The sequence below is a fragment of the Roseibium sp. MMSF_3544 genome (assembly GCF_030732845.1).
GTDB lineage: Bacteria > Pseudomonadota > Alphaproteobacteria > Rhizobiales > Stappiaceae > Roseibium.
On sequence record NZ_JASHKA010000010.1, the window covers coordinates 87,289 to 102,509 of the forward strand.

Genomic DNA, 15,221 nt, shown 5'->3' on the forward strand with positions numbered 1-15,221 from the left:
GATCACCCGGGCAACGACCTGTTTTGCGCCGTTTGTTTGGTGCTCAAGCCGTCTCTTTTTGCTTGTCCGCTCCGAACTGGAGGCGGGCAAGCTTGGCGTATAGTCCGCCGGCGGCGCTCAGTTCGTCATGAGTGCCGGTTTCAACGATGCGGCCATCTTCCATGACCACGATCCGGTCCGCTTTGAGGACGGTCGCGAGACGGTGGGCAATCACAAGCGTCGTCCTTCCTTCCATCAGCCGATCGAGGGCTTTCTGGACAAGGTTCTCGCTTTCCGCATCCAGCGCGCTCGTGGCCTCGTCAAGAAGAAGGACAGGGGCGTTGCGGAGAACGGCGCGGGCGATTGCGATCCGCTGGCGCTGACCGCCGGATAGAGTAATCCCGCGTTCGCCGACAAGCGTGTCGAAGCCGTTGGTCATGTTGTCTATGAAAGGGGCAGCGAGCGCGGCCTGGGCGGCGGCCACGATCTCATCGCGGGTGGCATCGGGCCGGCCATAGGCGATGTTCTCGGCAATGGTCGCACCGAAAATCGCCGTGTCCTGGGGCACAAGAGCGATATGGCGGCGCAGATCCTGCGGGTCGAGTTGTTTGAGCTCCACACCGTTGAAGCGGACGACACCGCTGCTCGGGTCGTAGTAGCGCATGATGAGGCTGAAAAGCGTCGACTTGCCCGCGCCCGACGGCCCGACAACAGCCACCGTTTCGCCGGGCGAGACCTCTAGCGTTAGGTCCTGAACAACCGGCATTTCCTTGCTGTTTTGATAGGCGAAGGAAACATGATCAAAGGCGATCGTGCCGCGTTTTGTTTCCGGCAGCCTGACAGGGTTGGCCGGTGCCCTGATTTCCGGCTCGATTTCCAGAAGCTCGGACAGGCGCTCGGCGGCACCTGCCGCCAGGGACAATTCCCCCCAGACTTCGGAAAGTGCTGCAAGCGATCCTGCAGCGAGAATGGAATAGAGCAGGAACTGGCTCAGCTCACCGCCCGTAATCCGGCCTGAGAAAACATCACTTGCACCGATCCACAGAACGGCGACGATGCTGGAGCCGATGACGAAGATGGCGAAGCCTGTGAGCGCAGCCCGCGCGATGATCGCCTGCCGCGCCGCGTGAAACGCCGCTTCAACATCCGAGCCATAGCGATCGGCGCTGAGGCGTTCGTGGGTGAAGGCCTGCAGCGTGCGCACTGCGCCCAGCATCTCGCTGGCATAAGCGGAGGCGTCTGCGAGCGTATCCTGTGCAAAGCGGGACCGTTTGCGCACCTTGCGACCGAAGCCCAAAATGGGAACCAGGATCACCGGGATGGCCGCCAGAACAAACACCGACAGACGCGGGCTGGTCACGACCATCATCACCGCAGCGCCTGAAAACATGATCAGGTTGCGCATGGCGAGTGACGCACTTGCACCGAACGCGGATTTGATCTGGGTGGTGTCTGCCGTCAGGCGAGAGAGAATTTCGCCGGACTTTGCGCTGTCGTAAAAAGAGGGGCTCAGACGCGTCATGTGGTCGAAAACGTCGGCCCTGACTTCGGTGACGACCCGCTCGCCAAGCCACATGACAAGGAAATAGCGGACCGAACTTGCCGTCGCCAGTGCGCAGACAACGACGATGAGCACGGCAAAATAGGAATTCACAAGGGCCGGGTCGTCCGCACCAAATCCATAATCGATCATCCTGCGCACTGCATTGGGCAGCACAAGCGTGATCACCGCGGCCGAAAAAAGCGCTGCAATGGCCGCAATCACCATGCCCCGGTGCTTGAAGAGATAGGGCAACAGGCGGGTCAGCGGTTTCAGCGACTTTCGGGACTTTTCCTGTTCGGTCTGCGGGTCTGAAACGGTGGCGTCGGCCAATGGGCTCTCCTTGTTGTGCGTGCCGGCACAGCTTTTCTTTAGCATGTTCAGGCGTTCAAACAATGCCCGCTGTCGGTTAGCCGGTTGAATGTGATGTGCCAGAAAACGGAGCGGAAATCCTTGATCGAAGCCAAAGCAGGATTGAGAGAATTTGCCCCTTGTCTTGGCTGCAGCCTTGAGGTATATCCCCGCCTCATGTTTCTGAGGGCGGCGTCCGCATCCGGATCGGCGGCCCCTTATCTCGTTTTGCGTCAGGGAATTTGCTTTAACGGAGCAGGATCAAGGCGCTTGAAAGGACCGGTCATGAAAGCGGATATTCATCCCGACTACCACACCATCAAGGTCGTCATGACCGATGGTACCGAATTCACCACCCGCTCCACCTACGGCGCGGAAGGCGACACCCTGCAGCTTGACATCGACCCGACCTCGCACCCGGCTTGGACCGGTGGCGACCGTCAGCTGATGGACCGCGGCGGCCGCGTGTCCCGCTTCAAGAACAAGTTCGCTGGCTTCCTCGGCTCCTAAGCCGTTGCGACGACAGTTCAGGTTTGAAAGCCCGGCCTCTGGCCGGGTTTTTTTGTAGTCGCTTCGCGGCTGGCTGCCGGAAGGATGTGAGGCTTCGCTAACTTCACCCCCAGATGTCTGTTCCATGAAAATGCACCTTGTGCAGTTCCGTTCAGGACCTGATCCGGGGCCTTTGCAGCGCTAAAGTGACAAACCCCACCCAAGGCCTGGCCGGCGAAGCGCTTCGCAGCAAAAAAGCCGCCTTGCGGCGGCTTTTCGAAAATTGAAAACGGGGACCGGATCAGCCGAGCTTGGCGAAAGCAGCGTGCAGCTGGTTGAGCTGCGAAGCGACCGGATTGTCGTTGATCGCTTCCTCGACCTCTTCTTCGCCGCCCTTGCGGTACAGCATCTTGTCCAGATGGACGACGCGCTCCTGGAGCCGGATCGACCGTTCGATCAAGTCACGCAGCGTCTGCGGCAGCTCATCCCATGACGGGCCGCCGGTCGCCGAGCTGAGCTTGTCGAGCCGAACCTTGTTCTTCTCGCTTCCTGCCTGTTCGCGGGACATCTCGCCTTCATTGACGGCACGCTGCAGCAGCAGCCAGGAGGCAAGCTGCATCAAGCGCGTGGTCAGGCGCATTGATTCTGTTGCATAGGCGAGTGAAGCGGGACGCGGCAGTTGCTTGGCCTCTTCGCGGCCCTCTCCGTCCAGATACATGGCCGTCTCCTCGACGAGCGACATGCCTTCCTGAAAAAGGCTCTGGAAGTTGTCCGAGTTGGCAAGGTGCTGCGCGATATGCACTGCGCCCTCAGGACCACCGGCTTCTTTCATGTCTTCCGTCATAGGATTACTACGCCTCAACTACTTTTCCGGTTTGACGCACCTTTTTTGTGTTCTGTCCCGGGACGAGACATCCTTTTTCAAGATGTCCCTATTCGGAACGTTGCGCGTCCTCATGCCAGTTACCGAGCAAGCCGTGTGCCAGATCTGCCCGATGCCGGCGGTTAACCAGAACAATGACAAGATACTATGTGGTGGAGGCAAAAAAAAGAGCCGCACGGTTGCGGCTCTGAGTCTTTAACAGGGAGGCGTCAAACAGAGTGGACAGGAGCCACTCAAATCCAGATGACTGGATGGCCTTATTTATAGTTTGGAAAGATTAATGAGAGGTAAACGAGTAAAAATTTACCTACCTCGTTTACCCAGGTTCCAGTCGAGATCTGAAACAAATTCAAAATATCGTAATAACTTACAAGACTTTATTGGAAAATGGAGTTGGCGGCATCGCGAATAGTGCCGCGTTGCTCAAGCTCCCGCTGCGTACGGTTAATTTCCTCGTTTAATGCGGATATGCGCTCGGACAGCTCTTCTTCTGACAAGCGCGCCAAATCTTCGCCAACCGTGATCTTTGCGGATTCGGGTTTTTTGGGGACATCGTCGTCAAAAAGGCTCATCGTCTCGCTTCCTCGCATGCGGTGTTTGCCGATTCAGATTGGTCTTTTGCGTTCGACTTTCTTTCCGATAGGCTGCCGTCGAATTTACCATATTCCAGGCAGGGATTACCTTGCCAGTCCCAAAATGAACCAGAAGGAACGCTCTTCATGCAGACTTTGCCGGACGAAATGACCGCAATCGCAATTTCAGAACCTGGTGGTCCGGACGTCCTCGTCGCCGAGCAAAGACCGCTACCGGCACCCGGGCCGCATGAGATCCTGATCCGGGTCAAGGCGGCTGGTGTGAACCGTCCCGACGTGCTGCAACGCAAGGGTGCTTATCCGCCGCCGAAGGGAGCCTCGGATCTTCCCGGGCTCGAGGTCGCCGGTGACGTGGTGGCAGCTGGCGCGGAAGTGACGCGCTATAAAAGCGGAGATGCGGTCACCGCACTTGCGCCCGGAGGAGGCTATGCCACCCATTGCAAGGTTCATGCGGGCCACGCCCTGCCGGTTCCCGCAGGCATGTCCATGGTGGAAGCTGCCGCCCTGCCGGAAACATTCTTCACGGTCTGGACCAATGTGTTCGACCGCAGCGGATTGTCCGCCGGTGAGCGGTTCCTGGTGCACGGGGGCAGCTCGGGTATCGGGACAACCGCAATTCAACTGGCAAAGGCCTTCGGAGCGGAAGTTTTCACAACGGTCGGGTCGGACGACAAGGCTGAAGCGGTGCGAAAGCTGGGAGCCGATCACGTGATCAACTACCGTGAGCAAGCCTTTGAGAAGGCTATTCACGAGATCACGGACGGGGAGGGTGTCCACGTGATTCTCGATATGGTCGGAGGAGATTATGTGGAACGCAACTGGAAAGCCGCCGCCGTTGAGGGCCGCATCTGCCAGATCGCCACGCTCAACGGCATTGCCGAAAACGTCAATTTCTCCCGTCTGATGGTCAAGCGCCTGACCCATACCGGATCGACCCTGCGCCCCCGCAGCGACGCTTTCAAGGCCGCGATTGCCGACAGCCTGGAATCAAGGGTCTGGCCGCTGATTGAAGCAGGCAAAGTGAAGCCGGTGATGGATTCGACCTTTCCGCTGACACAGGCCGCAGACGCACATCGCCGCATGGAAAGTTCTGGTCACATTGGGAAAATCGTCCTGACAATCGATGACTGATTGACCGCTGTTTGCCGCCCGGATACTGAACGCAGGACTTCATTTGCGTTTCCGCTACGTTCAGCATATATTCGCGCCACTTCCCATGAAACAAGAATGGAACACCGCTTTTTCGCCCTGCCGGGCGGGGGAGCACACGAGAGGAATTTATTCGATGGCGAACACGCCGCTAATGCCGAAGGCCACCGCCGTCTGGCTCGTGGACAACACGGCGCTGAGCTTTACGCAGATTGCCACGTTCTGCAAACTGCATCCGCTGGAAGTCAAGGCGATCGCCGATGGCGAAGCCGCCCAGGGCATCAAGGGCCTTGATCCGATCCTGACCGGCCAGCTGACACGCGAAGAAGTGGAAAAAGCTCAGAACGATCCGAATTATCACCTCAAGCTTCAGGGCTCGAAAGTGGTCGTGCCGGAATCCAAGCGCAAAGGACCGCGCTACACTCCGGTTTCCCGCCGCCAGGACCGTCCGAACGCGATCCTGTGGCTGGTGCGGAACCATCCGGAAATGAAAGACGCCCAGATCATGCGGCTCGTCGGCACGACGAAGCCGACAATTGCCGCGATCCGCGACCGGACCCATTGGAATTCAGCCAACCTGACACCGTCGGATCCGGTCACGCTTGGTCTTTGCAGCCAGCTTGAGCTGGACATGGAAGTCGAAAAGGCGGCCAAGAATGCTCCGCAACCTGCCGTGGGTGAGCCCGTGGAGACGTTGATGCCGGTCGAGGACAGCACCAGCGAAGACGCTATCGCCGCCGCGTTCTCTCTCGATCCGAACCAGCCGGTGAAGCGCGAAGAGGAAGAGGAAATCGACGCGGACGCGGTCTTTGCAAAGCTCAACTCGCTGAAGGAAGAGGGCGAGGCAGGCAGCGAGGACGAGGAAAACAAGTAAACTTCCTCGAACTGAAAAATTCAGGCCACCGGTTGGAAACAGCCGGTGGCTTTTTTGGTTTCAATTGGCTCCGCGCCAGCCAATTGGTGCGATGAGCCGCCAGGGCGCACTTCTCACACTAAATTCACAACCTTGTGCTTCGCGTTTCGGTTAATGATCGCGTAAACGGGCAGACCGTTTGTTTTGGGCAAAACAGACAGCAGAGTTTCAGTTCTCACCATGCAGCTTTCTATCGGAAGATGGCGCCTCGATTTCGGTGCCCGAACTGCAAAGATGGACGGCAACGTACGGCGGCTATCGCCGCGCGCGATGCGGCTGCTTGAGGCGCTGGCAGAGGCCAATGGGGCGACGGTTTCGCGAGCGGAGCTTCTGGACAAGGTCTGGCCTGATGTCCTTGTTGGCGACGACAGTCTCACCCAGGCTGTCGCTGAAGTCCGCAAGGAACTCGACGACCGTAAGGTTATTGAAACGGTAGCCCGGTGCGGCTATCGGCTGACACAGCCCGTTTTGCGCAATGTCGCACCCGCCCATATGAACCAGGCGCCTTCTTTGCGTTCCGCGACCAGCCTGGAAGCGCTGACGCTTTGCCTGGAGGCACGGGACGAGACGGTGCGGTGCGGACCGGGATCCCTGGAGCGGGCGGAAACACTCACCGCTGAAGCCGTTGATCTCGCCCCCGAGTGCCCTGTTGTGCGTGCCGACCATGCGATCGCGCTTGCCCGCAGTCACATGTACTGGTCCGGTGGGCGGAACCTGCTGAATTACGCCATGAAAGAAGCAGAACTTGCCGTGGCGCTTGATCGCTCCTGCGCAAGAGCTCATTCGACACTGGGATATGTGCTTGGAGCGCTAGGCAAGTGGGAGGCGGCGGAAGCGGCACATGCGCACGCCTTAAGTCTGGACCGGACCGACGCCACGTGTTTTCACTACGCGGCCTGGCTGATGATGTCCCGGTGCAAATACCGCGCAGCGATTGCGTTTTTCGAACATGCCGGCGATCTGGAAACCCAGAACATCAAAGGCTATCTGCAGGCGGCGCGCTTGTCTTTGCGTTACGATCCTGCGCGTTCGCGCAAAAATGCGGAACGTGCCCTTGCGCGCGCACGCGCACGCCTTGCAGTGGACGGTCGGGATACACGCGCCTTGACCGCGACCGGCGTTCTCATGGCACTGATGGGCGAACCCGGGGCCGCGTTCGCGACCCTTGACGAAATGGATGTCGGAAATTGCGCACAGGCGGTTTATCACGCTTCGACCTTCGCAATGCTTGGTGAACTCGACCGCGCCGTTCTCATGTTCGAATGTCTTTTCGATCACGGCTGGCGGGACGTCCACTGGCTCGATGCAGATCCGGCCTTTGCCAACATCGCCGGAGACCTCCGGTTCAAGCGCATGCGCAACAGCCTGGCAAGCGCCTGACCCCGTTGTCGCGTCAATCCAGATAAAACAGCTGAACCGTCCGCGCCGGCTCGACCGACGCGGCCCGCTGGAAGGGTGGCTCGTCATAGGCGTCCCTTGCGCCTGAAACGGTGTAGCCTTCGCTCGGAATCTGACCCTCAATGTCCAGATCCCGGTTTCCGTTTTCGTCATGGAATGCAACCACCGCGTAGGGGCCTTCCAGCAGTTCTGGAAAGACAGCCTGCACTGAGCCGGTGGACGCCGGGATTTCCTGGTAACCAACGGCTTTATCGTAGTTTTGGGTGTTGTAGGCCTGCGGGTTGTCGAGCACGAGCATGACAATCTTGCCCTCGCTGTTCCTGACCCTGTTGACCGTGACCTCAAGACTTTTGCGGGTGGTGGCGGTTTCTTCTGCAATGACGGTTGGGACATGGCTCGCTGCAAACGCGCCGCCAACCAGGATCGCGGCGCTGATGCAAATTGCGGTCATTCGCTGAATTGTCGAAGGCATTTGATCTCTCGCTTCATTTTGATGTGGATTTGGAAGGGCGTTTGGGTTGCCAGCCGGGAGGATTCACAAGGACACCGGCCTTGTTGAGTATCCCGTGCATTTTCCAAACGTCCCGGGCGAGCCGGTAGAAGCCATGCAGGAAGGTAACGAGAGGATTGACCGAGTTGATCGGCTGGGTGAGGCCGTATGTGGCCTTTTCCTTTTCCTCCGCGAATGTGCCGAACATTCGGTCCCAGATGATGAAGATACCGGCATAGTTCTTGTCGAGATAATCCGGGTTTGAGCCGTGGTGGACCCGGTGATGCGACGGTGTGTTCATGATCGCCTCGACAGGGCGGGGAAGTTTGCGAACCGCCTCGGTGTGGAGCGCAGTCTGATAGAGCTGAACAACCACTTCCGCAAAGAGAACGACAATCGGATTGAAGCCGAGCAGAACCAGCGGCAGGTGGAACAGCACCGGCCAGAACGAATCCATTGGTCCGAAGCGGTAGGCGACCGAAATGTTGAAAAAAGGCGAGGAATGATGGACCGAATGGGTCGCCCAGCCGATATTCACCCGGTGGAGAAAGCGGTGTTCCCAGTAGTAAACCAGATCCGCGAGCACTATGCAGATCAGCACCGTGACCCAATTGATCTCGATGTTGAAAATCGCGAACTGCCAGACATAGTAAAAGGCAGTGACATAAAACGCGCCCAAAACCAGAAACGTAATGCCGATGAAAAGCCCGAGCGTGACATAATTGGTGAGCGTATCGCCAACCAGGGTCCAGCTCAGTTTCCGGAAGATCCAGTAGCGGAGAAATTCAAAGGCCAGGAACCCAAGGGCGAGTACAAAGAACCAGTCATCTATGAAAGTCTGCAGCTCGTAGAGCCAGTCAGGACTGAGCGGTGTAAGAATGGTTTCCAAGAGAGGACTCCAAAATTATCAAGATTGACAATTAATTGGTTTGCCTTAAATTGATTGTCAATAGTGAAAATCAATGTGAGGTGAAATTTGGCCCGGCCGGAAATCAAGGACGACCGACGAGAACAGATCCTGGATGCCTTTGAAATGTGCGTGGCACGCTATGGGCTGGAAGGGGCGACGCTCGGCAAAACGGCCGAGTTTGCCGGACTTGCAAGACCCTTGATCCGGCACAATGTCGGCAACAAGGAAGACTTGCAGGAAGCGCTTGTGGAAAGGTTTCTGACCCGAAGCAGGCAGGCCATGGAAGCCTTGCTGTTGTCGCTGCCGAAACAAAACCGCCTGAAGACACTGCTCGACTATCTGTTCGATCCGCGCAGCGCCAATCCCCAGCTCGTGCTGGTGTTCAACGCCCTGAGTGCCGCCGCTCCGGATGACGCAAATCTGGCGCGGCAACTGCAGAAATGGCTGGATGATTTCGTCAAACAGCTGGAAGCGGAAATAGCGGACGCCTATCCGGCTGCCTCCACAGACCGGCGGCAGGCCATCGCTGCCGGAATTTCCGGTATCTATTTCAATGTGGAAGCGCTCTACCCGATCAAAATTTCGGACGGGTTCGTGGCGGCTTCAAAGGAGGCAGCGCGCCTGCTTGTCGCAACGTTGGAGCCCGGCAATGGGTGAGGCCTTCAGACTGAAACCAGATGCCTATTTCGACCCGGACTGGCTCAAGCTGGAGCAGCAGCAGCTGTTTCCGGACACCTGGTGTTTTGCCGGAACCGTAAAGGACTTTGCGGCGCCCGGCGACTATCGCGTCGTCGATGTCGGATGGTCGTCTCTTGCCGTTATCCTGGGTAAAGACGGCACGCTGGCCGCGGTCCATAACTTCTGCCGCCATCGTGGTGCGGCACTGTTTGACAAGGCGAGCGGAAATGCGGGCAGCACGATCGTTTGCCCCTATCACCGATGGACCTACGGTCTTGATGGCGCGTTGAGAGGTCTCCCGGATCGGCAAAGCTGCTTTGCCGACCTCGATCGGGCGAATCTGTCTCTCAAGCCGGCGGCAATCGGCGTTTTCCGGGAATTTGTCTTCGTCAACCCGAACGCCGCGGCGCGTTTCGAAGATTGGATCGCACCGGTCGCCGACAAGGCCTGGCCGCACGATCTGTTCGCGAGTGATGTCAAGGAAGCTGTCCCGCTTATCTATGATGTCAAATGCAACTGGAAGATTTTTGCCGAAAACGCCGTCGACGGCTATCACCTTGCCTATCTTCACGAGCAAACGCTGGGAGGTCCGACACCGGACAAGAACGTCTGGGAGCGCGCCGGCGATCACATGGTCTGGTATGCCAATGAAGACGGTATCCGCCATCGGCTGCCCAAAAAAATCCGTGACGAGGCCGGATCTTCGGGCCTTATCAAGAGCGCGTCTGCCACGGGCTATGGCGGTGTCTATTTCCTGTTTCCGCTGACGCTGGTCGTGCCGACGCCCTTCGGCCTGTCGGTGACCTCGATGAAACCGCTGGCACCGGACAGAACTCGGCTTGATGTGCGTCAGTGGGTCGGACCATGGCAAGCGACCGACGAGCGCAAGTATATACCCGGCTACGACAAGACAACCGGCATCATTTCTTCGGAGAACTGGACCCAGCCGCCGCTGGAAACGGGAGATTTTCAGACAGAAGACATCTGGATCTGCGAAAAGGTCCAGCGTGGTCTGGAGATGCCCGGATTTGAGTTCGGCCCGCTGTCGCGGGGCCCTGGTGCTGAAGATCCGATCCGCTGGTTTCACGAGAGCCTTCATCGAACCATGAAACTGGCGCAGCAACAGGACGTCTGACATGGCCTGGACGACACTTCTCGGCATCGCGCTCCTGGTCTGGGTCGCCTATGACCTCGTGACCGGCAAGGTCTGGCTTCACCGCGCGTTTCACCGGGCGAGTGAACCGGCGGGGTACTGGCTGACGATGGGTCTATGGCTGCTGGTCGCGCTGTCCTGCTTTTACTGGGGAGGGTTCGGATAGCTTTGCGCTCTTTCAGCTGCGCGCTTTTTCCCTGAACGAGATATTGCTGCTTTCACCGAGCCCGTAACGGACGCAGCAGAAGATCGCGGCAAGGCTGAGCGCCAGCCAGAGCCCGCCCCAGAATATGGTCGGACCGCCAAATTCCTCCGCCAGCATATAGGCATCAGAGCGAGCGCCGGACCGTCGGATCGTGTCGTCGAATATGTCGTAGGGTACGTAGATAATGCTGGAGAGCCCGATGACGCGCAGTACCATGTCGTTGATCGGGCGACTGAGAAACCGGGCGATTGCCAGCATGGCAAGGCCGGTTGCAGCACAAAAGAACAGTGCGAAGAGGTCACGCACATATAGCGCCGTGACCAGAAGCGTCAGGCAACCGAAAACCGCCAGCACCGCGCGATCCGCCTTGGTCCTGAGTGCGATCAACAACAGCGCGATGCCAATCGCGAGTGAGCCGAGATAGCCCGCGCTCAGTGTGATGAACCGGTTGCCGCCGCGCGAAATCACATGCCCGCCCTGTTGCGGCGAAACGGACAGATCCACCACCGAGCCGCCGGTCACAACCGTTGCAATGGCATGGGCCAGTTCGTGCAGGAACACCACCAGGATCTTCAACGGAATCACCACTGGTGTGTTCCACAAGAGGAACAAGACACAGGTGATCGCGATCAGTTGCCAGTGGCCCTTGAGAAGCTGCATGAGGGTGAGAGGACATGGGAGGGAGGGGGAAAGTCAAGGGAGGAAGCGACGCCGAGGTGTCAATCGGTCGGTTTGCTCCATCTCTTCAAGGGCGCCGCCCTTCAAAGGACCCGGTTGTGTGAGGCCCAGTTGCGCCAATTTGCTGATTGATCTCGTTCAGTTTCAGGTAAATGAGCTGTCCCCATGTCGCCCTTAATGCGAGCGATCCACAGCTGTTCCAAAGGGGAGGCAGATTGGTTTTCATGGCCTGATTTCACCAGGTTCGAAACCAGCTCCAATGGGCGGAAGGCAAAGGACCGCGCAGTCGGTTCAACAGCGGGAACCGGTTTCCCGCTGTCTCCCCGCAAAGCCTGAAAGAACCGCATGGTTGCGAAACTCAGATAGTCTGCCTCGAGAATTTCTGCTTCAACCGCCTCGCCATCCTGTTCAAACAGGGACCATTCCTCAAGCTCCCAGGCAATTTCCATTCGAACGACGCGGGTTTGGATGCGCGACAGCCGGATTCCGATAGATTCAGCACGGTGAACCGCCTTGTTGGCATCTTCCAGACGTGCTTCGGACGGGTCGCTGTACCAACGGAACCTTAGTGCCGGTGCGAGGATGTCCGGCTCGACAAGGCGTACATTCTTCTCCTTGATCAGGTCCAGACAGGTCTGGCCGCAGCGGTCTGCGTCCTGAAACCGGGCCGACGAAAAATAAGCCCATCCAAGGGTTTTGAGCGCGCGGCCCGTGGCATGGGGGTGGTCGGACAGGTCGCACGCTCGCTCGCCTTCTTCAATGGCAATCGCCGTCTGGCGGTTGATCCAGGCAATCACGGAGCGTGCTTCGGCTATCTCGGAAGCGAGGTAACCCGGACCCGGATCGCGTGCGACCCATTGGGCGGCTTGATCGAGTGCGGCGTGGGCTTCTTCAGAGCGATAGTGGCGCGTGTGCAGACGAGCGATCCGCACCAGTGCGAAAACCGCCGGCAATGACGTCTGCGCCCATTCGACACCATTTTCGTAGTGGCTCATTGCCTTGTCTTCGTTACCCAGGTCCACGGCGGCGGAGCCAAGGAAAATCTCAAGCTGCGCGCGTTGATCCGGTGTGCACTTGAGTTTTGTGGCCTGTTCGATCAACGCAACGGACCGGCCGTGCCTGCGGAAATGAAAGGTGTCGCGTGCAACCTTCACGCAGATCGACGCAGCCTGATCAAGGTCGCCAAGCATTGCATGTTCGGCGGCAAGAAGCGGGTCGTAGGTGACGAGCGCCTTGGCCGCCTCCGTATGCAGGCGCCGCCGTTCGTGTTGCGGAAGCGTCAGATAAATGCTTTCGCGCACGAGGTTGTGGGTGAATTGATACCAGCGCCCTGACCGTCGGAGAAACCCGGGTGTTGTCGCAAGAGACAGCGCCTTGTCGTCATATACGGTCTCAGCGACCGCGATTTCAAACCTTTCCCCAAGGATGGACAGCTGACGGAGGAGATCTCGTTCACTGCTGTTGAGCTGGTCGAATTGGACCTGAACCACGCTTTGGATTGTGCCGGGAACGTACTCAAGCGACCGGGCGCCCTTGGCGCAATATGCTTCGACAAGCCGTGTGATGAAGAGCGGGTTACCTCCGGCGCGCTGAACCAGGAGATCCGTTTCCGCTTCGTTCAGTTCCGGCGCGAGGGTCTGGATCAATTCGGCAGACTGTCGTCCGCTCAATGGTGCGAGGGACAGGGCGACGATGTCCCCCTGTGCCTGCTCGGCGACCTCGTCCAGAAAGTCGCGAGAGGAGGGACGGGAGGTAACAAGCAATATCGCCTGCATTTGCGAACATATTGCCGCAAGCTCAAGCGCGAGATCGCGGCTTTCAAGGTCGATCCAGTGAGCATCTTCTATGACGATCAGGATGGGCACCTCTTCCGTGATGCGGCTGAGAAGGCTGATGATCGCGTCTCCAAGCTTCTCGGTGTGTTGGACGGCGTTCCGCCCGATCGATCCGTCCAGAATGCGCTCAAGAACTCGCGCCGCGTCAGGTGCTATTCTTGAGTGGGCCGCCGTTGCAGCCCTTGCCGCTTCGAGGAAGCCCTTGAAGACGTTGCGGTGCAGAACCCCGTCGGCGCTGAGCTCGCGCACGAAGACATGACTGGCGTAGCCACCCGCATCAACGACCATGTCGACAGCGCGGTTCGCAAGCCGGGATTTCCCAACGCCGGCGACCCCTTCCAGCGTGATGCATCCGCCGGACTTGTTCTCGATCATCGCTTCAACAGCACTTTGAATCAGCCCGACTTCGACAAGACGGCCAACAAACGGTGTGCTCGAGTGCACCTGTGGCAACGGCGCTTGCAGACCGACGAGGCGCGCCATCCCTTCCTGGGTCGTTTCCATGCGCGCATGACCGGGCATCTGATCGACGATCTCTGGTGACAGATAGACCTCACCGGATCGCGCCAATCCGACCGCTTGAATGGATCGGAGCATGGCGGTTCCGCGATAGCTTGCGCCACTGCGTGCGATCTTGCCCTTGGCGATTGCCACGGCGAGTTTGGCATCGCCGCCCGACGCCGTCCCAGCAAAATCCAGGGCGAGCCCGGCAGCGCGTTCAATGTCGTTGTCGCGCGCAATCTTTGCACCAAGGAGCGCGTAGATCGTTCCCTCGGTTCCTTCCAAAAGTTCGTCACCATCCGGGTCGATACGTTCAGCGAGCTGGCGATACACGGTCAGTACCAGACGGTCCAGACGCTCAGGATCAAATGGCCGGTCGAGAGCAAGTCTTGGCTGAAACGCAATCACGACGGCCTGCCGCAATTCTTCGCTGACCTTGCGCGGCTGGCGATCCGCAATGGAGCTTGCGTGCGGCTCAGCGCTCGCCAGGTCTTCAAGCACGGTGACTTTCGGCAGAAACTCGTATCCGACGCGGTGGACAGTCCGGATAAGGGATGTGCCGCCTACATCATCAATGGCGCGGCGCAAGCTTCGAATGCGTGTCGTGAGGACGGCATCGCTGATCGCCCGGTTTTCCCAGATGCGCTCGAATATCTCGTCTTTGGTCACGGCGCGCCCGCGACACTCAATCAATAGACACAGGAGTTCAAAAACCTGAGGCTCAACGTGAACCGGTGCGCCGTCCCGCTCCAACAACATTCGCGCGGTGTTAACCCGGCAGGTTCCGAATGAGTAAATCATCGTCGGACGCTCCGTAGGCAGCTAAGTCAGTATATCTCCAATCTTCAGAATTTCTTCAGAAATTTGGTTGGCCGTCTTCAAGTCTTGCTGTGCGGGCTGCCCTAGAAGCTGTTGCTCAGAGATTGACGCAATTTCGCCAGTCTCAGCAACTGAAGGATGGACCTTTAAATGATTGGACACAAAATACTTTGGGACGCAGCCTTGAAGCCTAGCCTTGATGCGAACTCACGCGCCGATTACGGCCGAGCTACAAAAAACTCCCGTTTTGAGCCTATTGAACTGCCGCTTGACCGGTCCCGCACCGGTCGCAAGGGCACTCAAGGCTCCGCCTTTCTGAAATTGAATTAAGTGCATGAAATATTTATATGTATTAACATTCGACGAAGCGTTTGGAACCAACGTCTACGTTCCCTCTGTGCACGGATCTGGCTGGCTGTCGCGCATGTTTACGGACATAGCAGCCTACTGGAAGCGAGGCCGTGACTACGAGTTGCTGTTGGAAATGCCGGACCATGTGCTGGACGACATCGGATTGGACCGATGCACCGTCCGGGAGGCACAGTTTCGGCACCGGCGGCACCTCTGGGGGTGGCGGCGATGATAAGGCGTCTTCGTTTGCTTCTGCGTCAACGTAGTAGTCCAGACAAAATGTCGGCTCAGGTGAGCGACACCGAT

The 15,221-nt window shown here is 58.3% G+C and carries 15 protein-coding genes; 8 read left to right on the plus strand and 7 right to left on the minus strand.

Annotated elements, in window-relative coordinates; all coding sequences use genetic code 11:
* Nucleotides 1-43 precede the first annotated feature (43 nt).
* The gene (locus RBB47_RS15905; RefSeq protein WP_371932796.1) at nucleotides 44-1,897 is read right to left on the minus strand and encodes an ABC transporter transmembrane domain-containing protein; all 1,854 of its coding nucleotides are present in this window, start codon (nucleotides 1,895-1,897) and stop codon (nucleotides 44-46) included.
* A gap of 258 nt (nucleotides 1,898-2,155) precedes the next feature.
* Here RBB47_RS15905 and rpmE point away from each other — a divergent pair, with 258 nt between their 5' ends.
* Nucleotides 2,156-2,380, plus strand: coding sequence for a 50S ribosomal protein L31 (gene rpmE, locus RBB47_RS15910; RefSeq protein ID WP_008196026.1), 225 nt, complete (start codon nucleotides 2,156-2,158; stop codon nucleotides 2,378-2,380).
* Nucleotides 2,381-2,660: 280 nt separating this feature from the next.
* Here the strand turns inward: rpmE and RBB47_RS15915 are convergent, their stop codons facing one another.
* Nucleotides 2,661-3,203 (minus strand): DUF1465 family protein, encoded by a 543-nt coding sequence (locus RBB47_RS15915; protein ID WP_371932797.1) that lies wholly within the window; start codon nucleotides 3,201-3,203, stop codon nucleotides 2,661-2,663.
* A gap of 416 nt (nucleotides 3,204-3,619) precedes the next feature.
* Nucleotides 3,620-3,814, minus strand: a complete 195-nt coding sequence (locus RBB47_RS15920) for a DUF1192 domain-containing protein (protein ID WP_305986838.1) — start codon at nucleotides 3,812-3,814, stop codon at nucleotides 3,620-3,622.
* Nucleotides 3,815-3,961: 147 nt separating this feature from the next.
* Here RBB47_RS15920 and RBB47_RS15925 point away from each other — a divergent pair, with 147 nt between their 5' ends.
* From RBB47_RS15925 to RBB47_RS15935, 3 genes are all read left to right on the plus strand, one after another.
* The gene (locus RBB47_RS15925; RefSeq protein WP_305986839.1) at nucleotides 3,962-4,966 is read left to right on the plus strand and encodes an NAD(P)H-quinone oxidoreductase; all 1,005 of its coding nucleotides are present in this window, start codon (nucleotides 3,962-3,964) and stop codon (nucleotides 4,964-4,966) included.
* 154 nt (nucleotides 4,967-5,120) lie between these two features.
* Nucleotides 5,121-5,858, plus strand: a complete 738-nt coding sequence (locus RBB47_RS15930) for a DUF1013 domain-containing protein (protein ID WP_305986840.1) — start codon at nucleotides 5,121-5,123, stop codon at nucleotides 5,856-5,858.
* 219 nt (nucleotides 5,859-6,077) lie between these two features.
* Nucleotides 6,078-7,277 (plus strand): winged helix-turn-helix domain-containing protein, encoded by a 1,200-nt coding sequence (locus RBB47_RS15935; protein WP_305986841.1) that lies wholly within the window; start codon nucleotides 6,078-6,080, stop codon nucleotides 7,275-7,277.
* 13 nt (nucleotides 7,278-7,290) lie between these two features.
* Here the strand turns inward: RBB47_RS15935 and RBB47_RS15940 are convergent, their stop codons facing one another.
* Complete coding sequence (locus RBB47_RS15940; RefSeq protein WP_305986843.1) at nucleotides 7,291-7,767, minus strand: DUF2141 domain-containing protein; 477 nt, start codon at nucleotides 7,765-7,767, stop codon at nucleotides 7,291-7,293.
* 13 nt (nucleotides 7,768-7,780) lie between these two features.
* Nucleotides 7,781-8,674, minus strand: coding sequence for a sterol desaturase family protein (locus tag RBB47_RS15945; protein WP_305986844.1), 894 nt, complete (start codon nucleotides 8,672-8,674; stop codon nucleotides 7,781-7,783).
* An 87-nt stretch (nucleotides 8,675-8,761) separates the two neighbouring features.
* Here RBB47_RS15945 and RBB47_RS15950 point away from each other — a divergent pair, with 87 nt between their 5' ends.
* From RBB47_RS15950 to RBB47_RS15960, 3 genes are read left to right on the plus strand one after another with little or no spacing between them, the layout of a single operon-like run.
* A complete protein-coding gene (locus RBB47_RS15950) occupies nucleotides 8,762-9,352 on the plus strand; it encodes a TetR/AcrR family transcriptional regulator (protein WP_305986845.1) in 591 nt (196 codons plus the stop codon).
* On the plus strand, nucleotides 9,345-10,508 hold the full coding sequence (locus RBB47_RS15955; RefSeq protein ID WP_305986846.1) for an aromatic ring-hydroxylating dioxygenase subunit alpha: 1,164 nt from the start codon (nucleotides 9,345-9,347) through the stop codon (nucleotides 10,506-10,508). The genes RBB47_RS15950 and RBB47_RS15955 overlap by 8 nt, the downstream gene beginning before the upstream one ends.
* Nucleotide 10,509: 1 nt before the next feature.
* Nucleotides 10,510-10,692, plus strand: a complete 183-nt coding sequence (locus RBB47_RS15960; RefSeq protein WP_305986847.1) for a hypothetical protein — start codon at nucleotides 10,510-10,512, stop codon at nucleotides 10,690-10,692.
* Between the two features lie 12 nt (nucleotides 10,693-10,704).
* Here RBB47_RS15960 and RBB47_RS15965 read toward each other — a convergent pair whose 3' ends face one another.
* Together RBB47_RS15965 and RBB47_RS15970 are read right to left on the minus strand one after the other, a co-directional pair.
* The gene (locus RBB47_RS15965; RefSeq protein ID WP_305986848.1) at nucleotides 10,705-11,391 is read right to left on the minus strand and encodes a M50 family metallopeptidase; all 687 of its coding nucleotides are present in this window, start codon (nucleotides 11,389-11,391) and stop codon (nucleotides 10,705-10,707) included.
* Nucleotides 11,392-11,492: 101 nt separating this feature from the next.
* The gene (locus RBB47_RS15970; RefSeq protein ID WP_371932798.1) at nucleotides 11,493-14,546 is read right to left on the minus strand and encodes an AAA family ATPase; all 3,054 of its coding nucleotides are present in this window, start codon (nucleotides 14,544-14,546) and stop codon (nucleotides 11,493-11,495) included.
* Nucleotides 14,547-14,898: 352 nt separating this feature from the next.
* Between RBB47_RS15970 and RBB47_RS15975 the strand changes: the two genes are divergently transcribed.
* Nucleotides 14,899-15,147, plus strand: a complete 249-nt coding sequence (locus RBB47_RS15975; protein WP_305986849.1) for a hypothetical protein — start codon at nucleotides 14,899-14,901, stop codon at nucleotides 15,145-15,147.
* Nucleotides 15,148-15,221: the final 74 nt, after the last annotated feature.

Coding starts and splice junctions, on each gene's coding strand:
- RBB47_RS15905 (WP_371932796.1), bottom strand. CDS start 1,897: ATGCTAAAGAAAAGCTGTGCCGGCACGCACAACAAGGAGAGCCCATTG.
- rpmE (WP_008196026.1), top strand. CDS start 2,156: ATGAAAGCGGATATTCATCCCGACTACCACACCATCAAGGTCGTCATG.
- RBB47_RS15915 (WP_371932797.1), bottom strand. CDS start 3,203: ATGACGGAAGACATGAAAGAAGCCGGTGGTCCTGAGGGCGCAGTGCAT.
- RBB47_RS15920 (WP_305986838.1), bottom strand. CDS start 3,814: ATGAGCCTTTTTGACGACGATGTCCCCAAAAAACCCGAATCCGCAAAG.
- RBB47_RS15925 (WP_305986839.1), top strand. CDS start 3,962: ATGCAGACTTTGCCGGACGAAATGACCGCAATCGCAATTTCAGAACCT.
- RBB47_RS15930 (WP_305986840.1), top strand. CDS start 5,121: ATGGCGAACACGCCGCTAATGCCGAAGGCCACCGCCGTCTGGCTCGTG.
- RBB47_RS15935 (WP_305986841.1), top strand. CDS start 6,078: ATGCAGCTTTCTATCGGAAGATGGCGCCTCGATTTCGGTGCCCGAACT.
- RBB47_RS15940 (WP_305986843.1), bottom strand. CDS start 7,767: ATGCCTTCGACAATTCAGCGAATGACCGCAATTTGCATCAGCGCCGCG.
- RBB47_RS15955 (WP_305986846.1), top strand. CDS start 9,345: ATGGGTGAGGCCTTCAGACTGAAACCAGATGCCTATTTCGACCCGGAC.
- RBB47_RS15960 (WP_305986847.1), top strand. CDS start 10,510: ATGGCCTGGACGACACTTCTCGGCATCGCGCTCCTGGTCTGGGTCGCC.
- RBB47_RS15965 (WP_305986848.1), bottom strand. CDS start 11,391: ATGCAGCTTCTCAAGGGCCACTGGCAACTGATCGCGATCACCTGTGTC.
- RBB47_RS15970 (WP_371932798.1), bottom strand. CDS start 14,546: ATGATTTACTCATTCGGAACCTGCCGGGTTAACACCGCGCGAATGTTG.
- RBB47_RS15975 (WP_305986849.1), top strand. CDS start 14,899: ATGAAATATTTATATGTATTAACATTCGACGAAGCGTTTGGAACCAAC.